Here is a 12,072-nt window from a genome sequence, read left to right on the forward strand (position 1 = left end):
CAGTGTGGCGGGATGACTGCTCCCGAATCGCATCCCACCCGTCTCGAGCGCTTCACCACCGATGGTGGTGCCGAGGTGGCTGTCCTGACGTTCGCGCACGGACCACTCAATCTGTTCGATCAGGCCATGTTCGACGCGGTCATCGCCGATGTTGCGGCGCTGACCGAAAACCCACCGCGCGCGGTGCTTCTGCGCGCCGAGGGCAAGGTCAACTCGGCCGGCGTCGACGTCCATGTGTTCGACGGCCTCGACCCGGAGCAGGGCGCGGAGTTGTGGCGCCAACTGTTCGCCCAGATCTGCCATCCGCTCGAGGCGTTGCCGTGCCCGGTGATCTATGCGGCGCACGGGTTGACGCTGACTGCTGCATTCGAGATCTCCTTGGCCTGCGACATCATCCTCGCGGCGCCCAAGGCGAAGTTCGGACTGGTCGAGACAGTGGTCGGACTGACGCCGTCCATGGGTGGACCGCAGCGTTTGGCCGAGCGTGCCGGTTCCGGACGGGCTCGGGAGTTGGTCATGACCGGCGACCTCTACGACGCCGTAACCCTGCACTCGTGGGGCGTCGTCAATGCAGTTCACGACGATGTCGATGCTGCGGCGCGTGCCCTGGCGACCAGGCTGGCGGACGGACCCACGCGAGCCCACGACGCCACCAAGCAGATCGTCGCGGCCTGGCGTTCCGGCGGGATCGCTCATGCGGATTCGGTGACTCCCGGAGTGTCCGGTGCGCTGTTCGCCACCGATGACCTACGCGGCGCTGTCCGCAGTTTCCTCGACGTCGGACCGGGCAAAGCGGTCTACTCCGGAAAGTAAGTTTGCGACGATTATCGCCAGAGACCTCCACGAACTGTGATCCACGTCATATAGTCGAATGGCCGGTGGGTTGTCAGTGACGTGGAGGTATCGATGCGGTCGACGCTTGTGGAATACCCGTGTTCGAATCAGCTCCTCGCCGACGCCCGCGTCACCCGCGCCGGTGACGGGGTGCTTCGGTACAGCCAACTGGACCCGTCGTTGTCCGAACTACTGGACATCGCCGTCCATCGGTTCTCCTCACGCGTCGCGGTCGAGGAGGTCGACGGCGAGCAGGTCACCTTCGCGGAGCTGTGGGCCGAGGCGTCGCGGGTCGCGGGAGGGCTGAAGTCGCGGGGCGTCGAGATCGGTGACCGTGTGGCCATTCGTGTCGCCGCTGGGGTGAGGTGGATGGAGGCGTGCCTCGGCGTCATCCTCGCCGGCGGTGTTCCGGTCTCCGTCGGTGTGCACTTGAGTGATGACGCGGCGGACTTCGTCATCGCGGACAGTGGCTCGGTGTTGGTGCTCGATGGGGAACTCCCGCACGGTGTTCCGTTCATCGACGACGGCGCCGCCCCGGACGAGATGGCGATCCTCGCGTACACCGCGGATTCTTCGGGCGAGATGCTTGGCGTCGAGTTGAGCAACGAGAACGTGCTTTCTGCCATCGTCGGAATTCTGCACTCGCGTGACTACGGCGTCGAAGGTGTGCGGAATCTGCTGGTGGACAACGACTTCAAGTCGGTACGGCAGTTCGTGCACGTGCTCGCGACGTTGGTGGTCGGTGGAACGGTGGTCCTCGCCGGGGACTTCTGGCGTGAGAGTGTGCATACCGTCGACATCGTGACCGGGCGGCCCGAGGACTTGCTCGAGCCACGGTTGCTCACGCTCGGGCCGGCGGCGCGTTCCGGTTCGAGGTCGGTGCAGTGGATCGATTGCAGCGGGTCGCCGATCACGGCCGAACAGGAATCCAAGCTGCTGACCCTGTTCCCGGCTGCTCGGCATGTGATCGGGTGGGGTAAAACCGAAACCTGTGGGGCTGGTCTCATTCTGCCAACCGAGTCGGCGCCCACCCACCTCGGAAGCGTCGGAATCGCTTTCGGTGGAATGGAAGTGGCGTTGTACGGCCCGGATGCTCCAGGTGGTTTCGGTGAGTTGCTGTGCCGTGGACCGAGTGTCACGCGTCGGTATTGGAACTCGCCGCAAGCGACCTCGACGAGGTTCACCCAGGGGTGGTTCTGCACTCACGACACCGCGCAGATCGACCCCGATGGCTTCGTCCGTATTGTCGAACGCAACGTCGCGTAGTCACGCGAGCGTGGTCGACAAACGAGAGGGACATCATGGCGGACGAGGTTCTCACCGAGCGGCGCGGGCGGACACTGATCATCACCATCAACCGGCCCGAGGCGCGTAACGCCATCAACTCGGCGGTCAGTCACGCGTTGGCCGCCGCGGTCGAAGAGCTCGATGCGGACGACGATCTGTCCTTGGCCGTGCTGACAGGAGCCGGCGGAAACTTCTGTGCCGGTATGGATCTGAAGGCATTCGTGGCCGGCGAGAACGTCCTCGTGCCGGGACGCGGTCTCGGATTCACGGAAGGGCCACCGCGTAAGCCGATCATTTCGGCGGTCGAGGGCTTCGCGTTGGCAGGCGGCACGGAACTCGTGCTTGCCACCGACCTGGTGGTGGCGTCGTCCGAAGCGAAGTTCGGTATCCCGGAGGTCAAGCGAGGACTGGTTGCAGGTGGCGGCGGATTGTTGCGCCTGCCCAAGCGGATTCCGTACCAGAAGGCTCTGGAACTGGCGCTGACCGGCGACAGTTTCACCGCCGAGGAGGCATACCGCTACGGCTTCGTGAACACGTTGACCGAACCGGGCAAGGCGCTCGACGGCGCACTGGAGCTGGCTGATCGAATCACCCGCAACGGACCGCTCGCGGTAGCGGTCACCAAGGAGATCATCGTCAAGGCCGGCGGTTGGTCCGACGATGAAGCTTTCGCGAAGCAGTTGCAGGTCATGGCGCCGGTATTCGCATCCGAAGATGCACGCGAGGGTGCGACGGCGTTCGCCGAGAAGCGCGCCCCGGTCTGGAAGGGGCGGTAACACCGACATGGCTACACCTGTCGCAGAACTGCACATGCACATAGAGGGTTCTCTGGAGCCCGAACAGATTTACCGACTTGCCGAGCGCAATCGAATGGATCTGCCGTACAAGGACATCGACGATCTGAAGTCGAGGTACGAGTTCACCGACTTGCAGTCGTTCCTCGATCTCTACTTCGCCAACATGGCCGTCCTGCGCACCGCGGAGGATTTTGCCGACCTGACACGAGCGTACTTCCGCCGGGCGGCTGCGGCCGGCGTCGCGCATGCCGAGTTCTTCTTCAATCCACAGGCGCACGTAGTCCGCGGTGTTCCGCTGACCGAGGTCCTGGACGGGATCATGGATGCGGTGGCATCGAGCGAGCGCGAGTTCGGGCTCAGCAGCGCGGCAATCGCCGCCATCCTCCGAGATCAGCCCGTCAAGGACGCCGAGGAGATCTTCTCCGAGATAATTCGCCTGCAGGCTCCGATCGTCGGGCTCGGGCTCGACTCCGCAGAGGTAGGCAACCCACCGTCACTGTTCGAGGACGTGTTCGCCCGCGCGCGTGCCGAGGGTTTGCACGTTGTCGCTCACGCCGGTGAAGAGGGACCGCCCGAGTACATCTGGCAGGCACTCGACATTCTCGGCGCCGAGCGGATCGACCACGGAGTCCGGGCACTCGAGGATCCTGCCCTGATCGAGCGTCTGGTCGACGAGGAGATTCCACTGACGGTCTGCCCGTTGTCGAACGTTCGTCTGCGGGTGTTCGATTCGCTGTCGGATCATCCGCTTCGATCGATGCTCGAGATGGGTTTGATCGTCACGGTCAACTCCGACGACCCGGCCTACTTCGGGGGATACGTCGACGACAATTTCACCGAACTGGGCCGAGCCTTGGGTCTGACCGAGGCCGAGCGAGAAACCCTCGCCCGGAACTCGATCAAAGCCTCGTTTGCGAGCGATGCACGAAAAGCGGAACTGCTGCGGCGCTGACCGTCAGTCGCCGAGTACCTGACGCAAGTATTCGTTGTCGAACACACGATTCGCGTCGTACTTGTCTCTCACGGCGACAAAGTCGTCGAGTCGGTCGTACGTAGGACGCAGGTCGTCGACGGTCCGGTTGTGCATTTTTCCCCAATGCGGCCGGCCGTCGACGGCGCGCGCGATGGCTTCCACTGCGGCGAAGTATTCGGTTTCGGGTCGTCGGTGGTACTGGTGTACGGCGATGTATGCGGTGTCGCGACCGTGAGCAGTCGAGAGCCAGAGGTCGTCGGCGGCAGCAAAACGTACTTCGACGGGGAACGCGACGTTAGTTCCGGACTTCTTCATCCAGCGGTCGATTTCGTGGAGTGTCTCGGTGACGTGTTCGCGGGGGATCGCGTATTCCATCTCCTTGAACTTCACCCGGCGCGAAGACGCGAATACTCGGTAGCTGCGATCGGTGAACTCCCGGGCGCCGAGCAATCGAGACGACACGTTGTTGATTCTCGGGATCGCGGCCGGTGCCAGGGTGGCAACGCGGTTGACACCTTCGAAGAGTGTGTTCGAGAGGAGTTCGTCGTCGACGAACGCGCGAACCTTGCCCACTGGATCGGGTTCGGTATCTCCGGGCAGTCGCGTATTGCTCTTCGTCAGGACACGGTCGGTGTGCGGAAACCAGTAGAACTCGAAGTGGTCCAAGCCCAGACGATCGCTCTCGAGGGTGTCCAGTATGTGAGACAGCGTGTCGGGTTCCTCGATTGCGCGAAGTGTGAATCGCGGGACGCAGGCGAGAGTGATCTTCGAAATGATGCCGATTGCGCCCAATCCGAGGCGGCCCGCTTCGAACAATTCGACGTTTTCGTCGGCGCTTGCGGTAACGACAGATCCGTCGGCGAGAACGATCTCGATTCCGCGAATCTGTGTGGCGATACCGCCGAATCGTGCGCCGGTGCCGTGCGTGCCGGTGGACGTCGCGCCGGCCAGTGACTGGACGTCGATGTCACCGAGATTGGCCATCGCATATCCGCGTTGCCACAAGGCGTCGTTGAGAGCATGAAGGCGAGTGCCTGCAAAAACAGTGACCAGCGCACCGTCGTCGGTCGGCGTGATCGAATCGATTCCGCTCAAGTTGTCCAGGCTAACGAGGACACCGTCGGTGACCGCGACACCGGTGAACGAATGGCCGGCGCCGACGGCCTTCACACGTTGGCCGCGCGCCGCGGCCTCGGCGACCAACGACGAAAGTTCACGGGTATTTGTCGGCGTCGCAAAGCGACGCGGCGCGGCACTTTGAGTGCCCGCCCAGTTCTGCCAAGTGTCCGAAGCCATTACGCAATAATGTACTTGGACGGTCGTCCAGGCAAGTATTGCGCGAAGATTTTGTCATTTGCGTTCTACGATCATTGGATGCTGAACAGGCTTCCGGCGGACGAACGCCGCACACAATTGGTCGAGTCCGCTTTGTCTATTGCGGAACAGCGCGGTGTCAGTTCTGTGACGGTAAGGGCGGTGGCAGAGGAGGCCGGCGTATCGCTCGGCGTCGTTCATTACTGCTTCGAGAGCAAGGAAGCGCTGATCGCGGCAATGGGTGAAACGCTCATTCTGCAGCTCAGTGCGTCGATGCAGTATGCGTTCGCGCAGGTCCGCCATGCGCCGGATCTCAGTGGTGTGCAGGGGCTCAGGGAATTGCTGCATATCGGCCTGACCGGAATGTGGCCGACCATCGAAGCAACTCCGGATCGCCAGTTGTTGACCTACGAAATCACCGCGCAGGCACTGCGTAGTCGCAATCTCGGAGCCGAACGTGCTGGGGCAGTTGCATTTGAGCAGTACCGAATCATGGATGAGCTCGCGGTGTCGTTTCTCGAAGAGTGCGCCAAGATATCGGGCACGGTGTGGACGGAGCCGTTGAGTTCGATTGCGCGACTGAGTCTTGCAATGATCGACGGCCTTGTTCTGCGATGGCTGGTCGATCGTGACTCCGACGCGACTATTGCCGAGTTCGGAGAAATGGTTCAGGTAATCGCCAATAAAGCAGTGGTCGCGCCTCAGTAGAACCGCCATCCTGGACATACGTCCAGGATTGGTGATTGACTGGTCGCACGCCGCGACGATTGGATCATCTGTGACCAGGACCCTCGATCGACTCACTGCTGCCACGCGAGAACTCGACCCGCCTCTGGCTGCTCTGGATCTGACCACACTGCGCAGTAATGCAGCCGACCTGGTGCGCCGCGCCGGTGGAACCCCGGTGCGAGTGGCGAGCAAATCGGTTCGTTGTCGTACGGTTCTGACTGAAACTCTCGGTGACACACTGACTGCATCCGGCGGGTTCCGCGGAATCATGGCGTACTCACTGCGCGAGGCTCTGTGGCTGGTCGGGCTCGGCGCACGGGACATCCTGATGGGATACCCGACCGCCGATCGTGGCGCCATCGCGGATCTCGCTGCCGATGACACCGCCCTTCAATCGATCACCTTGATGGTCGACGACGATGCGCAGTTGGATCTCATTCGTTCGGCGTCGACGGGAGATGCGCCTGTCCGGGTATGTCTCGACGTCGATGCGTCACTGCGGATCGGTCCGATCCATCTGGGTGTACGACGCTCGCCGCTGCGCGAACCTGCCGCGGTCGCCGCACTCGCGGCGCGTGCTCGCCAGCGCGGATTCTCCGTTGTCGGAGTGATGTTCTACGAAGCCCAGATCGCCGGCCTCCCGGACACCAGCGCTCCGATCGGTTGGGTCAAGAAGGCCTCTGCCCGCGAACTGGCGTCCAGAAGGGGCGCTGTGGTCGCGGCCGTCACCGATGCCGTGGGTGCACTCGAGATCGTCAACAGCGGCGGTACGGGGTCGCTGGAGGTCAGCTCGGCCGATCCTGTGGTGACCGAGGTAACAGCAGGATCCGGACTGTACGTACCGACCCTGTTCGACCGCTACCGTGCCTTCCGTCCCGATCCGGCGCTGTTCTTCGCACTGTCGGCCGTGCGCAAGCCGACGCCGTCCGTCACGACCCTTTTCGGCGGCGGATACATCGCGTCGGGACCTGCCGGAGACACCCGCGTTCCGTCACCGGTCTGGCCCGCTGGTCTCAAGCTGCTCCGCAACGAAGGAGCCGGCGAAGTCCAGACGCCGGTCACCGGGAAGGAAGCCGGAAACATCGCGATCGGCGACCGCGTATGGTTCCGTCACGCCAAAGCCGGCGAGCTGTGCGAGCGCTTCGACCGCGTGTATGTGGTCGAAGCCGACGGCACCCGAACCTCGGTTCCCACCTACCGCGGCGAAGGGCAGTGTTTCGGGTAGGACAGTGCTTCGGGTAGGGCAGCGTTTGGGTGTGAAAATATTTGGCTAGCTCGTCAACCTCATGAACGCGCCCAGCTCCACCAATCCTGCGGGCGTGCTCGGCATGTACTGCGTCAACGCGTGTGATCGGACGATGATCGCGCACCACTTGCCGCGGGAGACAGCAACATTGAGGCGGTTCCGCGACAGAAGGAACGACATTCCTCGCGGGACGTCCTCGACGGCAGATGCGGCCATCGACACGATTGCCACCGCGGCCTCGCGGCCCTGGAACTTGTCGACGGTCCCGACCTCGACCTCCGTGAGACCGGCTTCGGTGAGATCGCGCTCGACGGTACCGACCTGGGCGTTGTATGCCGCGACCACGAGGATGTCCGACTGCTCCAGGGGCCGGGTTCCCTCGAACTCGCTCGGATCGGTCCATGGCGTACCGAGAAGGCCCTGGATCTGGCGAACGATTTCGTGGGACTCTTCCGGGGAGTACGTGGAATTGCCGCGGTGATCGACGAACACCGTGTGCACTCCGGCAGCGAGTCCGTCGAGTTTTCTTGCCGCACTCACGGTTTCCTGGGAATGCAGCTTGCCCTCGTACGACAATGCGGACACGGGCGCACACAGATCCGGGTGCATCCGCCAAGTCTTCTCGAGGAAGTAGCCGAGTTCGGGTGGCAGTGCGCCGTGTCCCTCGGCGAGCCAACCGAGCGCCGATTCGTCGACAGGTTCGGGGTGAGTACCTTGGCTCACCTGCGGCAACTGCTGCGGATCGCCCAGCAGCAACAGGTTTCGCGCGGAAATCGCGACGGCAATGGTGTTGGCGAGCGCGAACTGGCCCGCCTCGTCCACCACGAGCAGGTCCAAGCTGCCCGCTGGAACACGATCGGTGTTCGCGAAGTCCCACGCAGTGCCGCCGATGACGCAGCCGACGCCTTCGGCCTCGGCGATGAATCCCGCATATTCTTCGGATGCGATGTCCTGCCATTCTGCGGTCTTGCTGCGGCTGCCCTTCTTCGCGACCAGTGCAGGGTCCACTCCGGCCTTCAGAATGCCGCCGAGCATGTTCTCGACCACCGAATGTGATTGAGCCACCACTCCGATTCGCCACTGATGTTGTTCGATCAGTGTCTTGACGACACGAGCACCCGTGTAGGTCTTGCCCGTACCAGGGGGACCCTGTACTGCCACGTAGGAATCATCGAGGTCGAGAAGTGCGGCGGTGATGGCGTCCGCGTAGTTGTTGTCGGTGCCGACGGGCGGGAGCGGTGAACCCGAGCGTGTCCTCGGGGTGCTGCGCCGGAGAATGTCGACCGCTGCTACGGGTGGCAGTTCGGGCAGGATCTCGCTGGCGCCGGATGCGGCAGCGGCGATGGACTTCTCCATGCGTCCGGTGGGAATCGGACGACCAGGTGCCAATGCGACTGGAGCATCGAGGTATTCGTCACCGCCGAGCAGTTCTTCGACGGTGACCACGTCGAGTCCTTCGGACTTGACCACGGCCGTGACCTTGACGCTGCTGGTGCCGCGTTGGGTGGGGTTCTCGCTGGCAACAGCATCGGGGGAGGGGGTTGCGTAGAGAGCGAACAGATCACTGCCCGGGCTCAAAGACGTTCCGGTGCCGAAACTTCCGGTCAGCTGAATGTGTCGACGGAACTTCTTCTGACGTGGGGTGCTCTTGTGCCAGTCCGCCTCGATTTCGGACTGTTCGACCACCATGACGTCGCGGATGTCCACCAGGTCTTCGATCGGTGTGACCAATCGGTCGAAGTGGGCCCACCAGTACGGCTTCCGCTCACGATTGTGGTACCCCACCGCAGCAGCCAGTAGAGCAGCTGCCTGCTGATCGGGGGTACGCGCCGAACCTGCCTTGTGTCCTGCGAATTCGCGGAGCGCGATCTCCGATTCGGTGAGCTCCTCGAGTGGAATCTTGATCTGCCCGGTCGGCTCACGAAGTTCGACGCCGTGTTCTGCGGCGCGCTCGGCAAGCCAATCGCGCAGGCGCAGAGTGGATTCGCAGTCGTACTCGTTGTAGTCGGAGATGCCCTGAAGAAGTTCCCTGGCCTGGTCGGCTTGTCCGCCGTCGCGCAATTGGCAGTAGTCGGCATAAGCGACAACCGAAGCGGCGGCATTGGTCACGTCGCCGTCGCGGCCGTGCTCACCCATGTAGAGCGGCTCGAGTTTCTTGATGCTGTACGAGCGTTGTCCGATCCGCAGGCAGGCACGGACGATCGGGTACAGGTCCACGAGCACGTTCTCGCTGAGCAGCGTGTCCACCGTTTGCTCGCCGACACCGTGACGTGCGGCCAAGCGCAACAGCGCCGATTTCTCGTACGCGGCGTAGTGATAGATGTGCATGCCGGGGTGAGCTTCTCGGCGCGCGGTGACGTAGTCGAGGAAGTCGAGGAGTGCCTGGCGTTCACCGTCGCGATCGTGTGCCCAGAACGGCTTGAACACGTAGTCGTCCGCCGGCCCTTCGACCACACCGAAAAGGTATTCCAACCCCCAGTCGGTGGATCCGTCCTCGGCCCATAGGGGATCGCCCTCGAAGTCGAAGAAGATGTCGCCGTCGTCGGGGACGGGTAGTCCGCCGAGCGCCGAGGGTTCGTAGACCTCGAATTCGGCGTCGCCGTATTGTTCCTGACGAAGTTGAACCGCGGCCTGCGCACGGAGTTTGTCGAGTGTTTCCCGTCGGATGCCCTCGACAGGGCCGGTGCTCGCGGCGAGTTCGTCAATTGTCGTGATCCCCGAGACGATCAGCTGTTCACGCTGATGGCCGCGGACGCCCGCAACCAGCAGCAGGTCCCGATGACTTTCGACTTCGACGCTGCAGGTGTCGCATCGACCACAACGCAGGTACCGATCGTCGAGCCACTGTGTCGGTTTCCCCTCAGCACGGTGCTCGTCGAGGACTCGTTCGAGTTCAGCTCTGCGTGCTGCGAATACCGGCGCGATGTCTCCGATGTCGTGCGACGACGTGCTGCCGTCGCCGAGCAGTAGATGAACCTGATCGGAGGCGGCAATTGCATTGCGCTCCAACGCATCCGCGTATGCGGCGAGTTGTAGAAGTGCCGACACCTTGGCGTGCCGGGAGAGCTTGCTGTCGTAGACCGCGTAGGTGTTGCCTTCGCGGACGAGGAAATCGCAGAACCCGAGGAATCGGCCGTCGAAAAAGGTTCCCTGATAGATGACTGGCGCGCCCGATCGGGCTGCCTCGACGGTGGCCAACGTGGCGGCGGTCAGGCCTGCGCGTGAGTGTTCCGGTCGCGGCATGACGACGACGCCGTCTCCGTGTTGATCGATGAACTTCTGAAGCTGTTCGCGCTCGTGCGAGTCGCCGAGGCTCGACGTCCGCTCGAGCATCGGATCCGCCTCGGCCGCCTCGGCTGAGATCAGACCGGTTCGGGCGTCGAGTTGCCGCAACAGTGCGAACTCGCACGAGGCCGCGGCCGAGAGGTCACTGGCGCTGTAGACGATCTGATCATCGAGTAGGAACACACGGAGATTGTGCCATCGCTCACCGACAAGGCAACCCACCAGTAATCGCCCACCGCCCGCGGATACCCGTAGGAGAGTGCAGAATGACGAGCATGCCCTTCTTCGACGGACGAACCGGTCAGGTGCACTTTCGGCATTGGCCGGCGGCAGGGGGCGCAGTGCCCACTGTGTCTTTGGTCTTTCTGCACGGCCTCGGTCAGCACAGCGGGCAGTATCACCGTTTCGCGGGCGCAATGACGGCGTCGGGGATCGACGTGTGGGCGATCGATCACACCGGGCACGGTTTGTCGGAGGGTGATCCGGGAGTCGGGGCTCCGCTCTCCGATCTTGCTGCCGATGCAGCCGCGCTGGCTGACATCGCCTTGGCGGAACTGCCCGAAGTTCCGCAGGCGGTGATGGGTCATTCGTTAGGTGCCGTGACTGCGCTGACGGTGCTGGCTCATCGCGATCACGAATTCGCGTCCGCCGTGTTGTGCGGCATTCCGCGCAGCGCGGTGGAGCAACACGGGTGGGCGGAACTCTCCGACGCGGGCATCCCAGTGCTGGTCGTTCACGGTACCGACGACCGGATCGCCCCGGTCGATCCCGTCCGGGACTGGGCGCGGACGCTGCGCAACGTCGAGATGCGCGAGTTCGAGGACGCCGGTCACGACCTGCTGCACGAGAAGGTTCACGCCAGTGTCACCAACGTCAGCCGTGAATTCCTTCTCGCGCATTCCAGGTAGTCCTCTCAGGAGAGCGCGCCGAGCACCTCTTTCGACGTGACGGGGTGCGAGAACATCGGGTAGTCGTAGGTGATCGCGTTCTCGTGTTCGGCGACCGAAGTGCCTGCCACGCAATCGGTGAGTGTGATGACCCGGTAACCGTTCTCGTATCCGGTGCGCATGGTCGATTCGACGCAGCAGTTGGTCAGGAAGCCGCCGAGAAGGATCGTGCGAATTCCTTTGCTGCGCAGAATGAAATCGAGGTTTGTGCTGGCAAAAGTGTCGAGTCCACGCTTGCCCTCGATGACGATGTCGCCGTCTTTCGGGGCGAGTTCGTCGACGATCGCAGCTCCCCAGGAACCCTTCACGAAAGCCTTGCCGTCGACGACGCCCTTGAGGATGCCGTACGGATGCGAGGTGATTTCGTTGTACCCCTCGGCGAAGGTGATCGGTGCGTGCATCACGGTGACACCTGCCGCCCGAGCCGCATCGACCAGCGCAGTGGTGTTCGCGAGGAGTCCGTTCGATTCCATGACCGGAGCGACGGCCTCGTGAAGAACACCGCCCTCGGTGGTGAAGTCGTTCTGGTACTCGATGAGCACGACGGCTGTGGTTGCTGGATCCAATTCGAGCTTGTCGGTCATGGTCGACACCTTGTCTGTTGTGGTCCGGGTCACGAATCTCCTCAATTAAACAGTTTGTCAGACAAGCAGGCAAGGG

The 12,072-nt window shown here is 62.9% G+C and carries 10 protein-coding genes; 7 read left to right on the forward strand and 3 right to left on the reverse strand.

Annotated elements, in window-relative coordinates; translation table 11 throughout:
- The first annotated feature begins 12 nt into the window (after positions 1-12).
- The 4 genes from ACKAMS_RS27310 to ACKAMS_RS27325 all read left to right on the forward strand — a co-directional run bounded on the left by ACKAMS_RS27310 (position 13) and on the right by ACKAMS_RS27325 (position 3,870).
- The gene (locus ACKAMS_RS27310; RefSeq protein WP_021344976.1) at positions 13-813 is read left to right on the forward strand and encodes an enoyl-CoA hydratase/isomerase family protein; all 801 of its coding nucleotides are present in this window, start codon (positions 13-15) and stop codon (positions 811-813) included.
- Positions 814-906: 93 nt separating this feature from the next.
- Positions 907-2,100: a class I adenylate-forming enzyme family protein gene (locus ACKAMS_RS27315; protein WP_042952424.1), complete on the forward strand. Its 1,194-nt coding sequence runs from the start codon at positions 907-909 to the stop codon at positions 2,098-2,100.
- Between the two features lie 35 nt (positions 2,101-2,135).
- Positions 2,136-2,897 (forward strand): crotonase/enoyl-CoA hydratase family protein, encoded by a 762-nt coding sequence (locus tag ACKAMS_RS27320; protein WP_019749317.1) that lies wholly within the window; start codon positions 2,136-2,138, stop codon positions 2,895-2,897.
- Positions 2,898-2,904: 7 nt separating this feature from the next.
- On the forward strand, positions 2,905-3,870 hold the full coding sequence (locus ACKAMS_RS27325) for an adenosine deaminase (RefSeq protein ID WP_097387140.1): 966 nt from the start codon (positions 2,905-2,907) through the stop codon (positions 3,868-3,870).
- 3 nt (positions 3,871-3,873) lie between these two features.
- Here ACKAMS_RS27325 and ACKAMS_RS27330 read toward each other — a convergent pair whose 3' ends face one another.
- Positions 3,874-5,187 (reverse strand): D-arabinono-1,4-lactone oxidase, encoded by a 1,314-nt coding sequence (locus tag ACKAMS_RS27330; RefSeq protein ID WP_019749315.1) that lies wholly within the window; start codon positions 5,185-5,187, stop codon positions 3,874-3,876.
- Between the two features lie 78 nt (positions 5,188-5,265).
- Here ACKAMS_RS27330 and ACKAMS_RS27335 point away from each other — a divergent pair, with 78 nt between their 5' ends.
- Together ACKAMS_RS27335 and ACKAMS_RS27340 are read left to right on the forward strand one after the other, a co-directional pair.
- Entirely contained in the window at positions 5,266-5,913 is a 648-nt protein-coding gene (locus tag ACKAMS_RS27335; RefSeq protein ID WP_020908434.1) for a TetR/AcrR family transcriptional regulator, read from the forward strand.
- Between the two features lie 70 nt (positions 5,914-5,983).
- Positions 5,984-7,159, forward strand: a complete 1,176-nt coding sequence (locus ACKAMS_RS27340; protein WP_097387141.1) for an amino acid deaminase/aldolase — start codon at positions 5,984-5,986, stop codon at positions 7,157-7,159.
- Between the two features lie 45 nt (positions 7,160-7,204).
- On the opposite strand, the gene ACKAMS_RS27345 is transcribed toward ACKAMS_RS27340, so the two are convergent.
- On the reverse strand, positions 7,205-10,648 hold the full coding sequence (locus tag ACKAMS_RS27345) for a TM0106 family RecB-like putative nuclease (RefSeq protein ID WP_408989839.1): 3,444 nt from the start codon (positions 10,646-10,648) through the stop codon (positions 7,205-7,207).
- 83 nt (positions 10,649-10,731) lie between these two features.
- Here ACKAMS_RS27345 and ACKAMS_RS27350 point away from each other — a divergent pair, with 83 nt between their 5' ends.
- Entirely contained in the window at positions 10,732-11,373 is a 642-nt protein-coding gene (locus tag ACKAMS_RS27350) for an alpha/beta hydrolase (RefSeq protein WP_020970182.1), read from the forward strand.
- 5 nt (positions 11,374-11,378) lie between these two features.
- Here ACKAMS_RS27350 and ACKAMS_RS27355 read toward each other — a convergent pair whose 3' ends face one another.
- Positions 11,379-11,996 (reverse strand): cysteine hydrolase family protein, encoded by a 618-nt coding sequence (locus ACKAMS_RS27355; RefSeq protein WP_020908430.1) that lies wholly within the window; start codon positions 11,994-11,996, stop codon positions 11,379-11,381.
- Positions 11,997-12,072 lie beyond the last annotated feature (76 nt).

The organism is Rhodococcus sp. 5A-K4 (assembly GCF_046097995.1).
Classification (GTDB): Bacteria; Actinomycetota; Actinomycetes; order Mycobacteriales; family Mycobacteriaceae; genus Rhodococcus_F; species Rhodococcus_F erythropolis.

Bases quoted from the DNA above. Each gene is read 5' to 3' on its own strand.
- ACKAMS_RS27330 (WP_019749315.1), bottom strand. From the start codon at position 5,187: ATGGCTTCGGACACTTGGCAGAACTGGGCGGGCACTCAAAGTGCCGCG.
- ACKAMS_RS27315 (WP_042952424.1), top strand. From the start codon at position 907: ATGCGGTCGACGCTTGTGGAATACCCGTGTTCGAATCAGCTCCTCGCC.
- ACKAMS_RS27350 (WP_020970182.1), top strand. From the start codon at position 10,732: ATGACGAGCATGCCCTTCTTCGACGGACGAACCGGTCAGGTGCACTTT.
- ACKAMS_RS27335 (WP_020908434.1), top strand. From the start codon at position 5,266: ATGCTGAACAGGCTTCCGGCGGACGAACGCCGCACACAATTGGTCGAG.
- ACKAMS_RS27310 (WP_021344976.1), top strand. From the start codon at position 13: ATGACTGCTCCCGAATCGCATCCCACCCGTCTCGAGCGCTTCACCACC.
- ACKAMS_RS27320 (WP_019749317.1), top strand. From the start codon at position 2,136: ATGGCGGACGAGGTTCTCACCGAGCGGCGCGGGCGGACACTGATCATC.
- ACKAMS_RS27355 (WP_020908430.1), bottom strand. From the start codon at position 11,996: ATGACCGACAAGCTCGAATTGGATCCAGCAACCACAGCCGTCGTGCTC.
- ACKAMS_RS27325 (WP_097387140.1), top strand. From the start codon at position 2,905: ATGGCTACACCTGTCGCAGAACTGCACATGCACATAGAGGGTTCTCTG.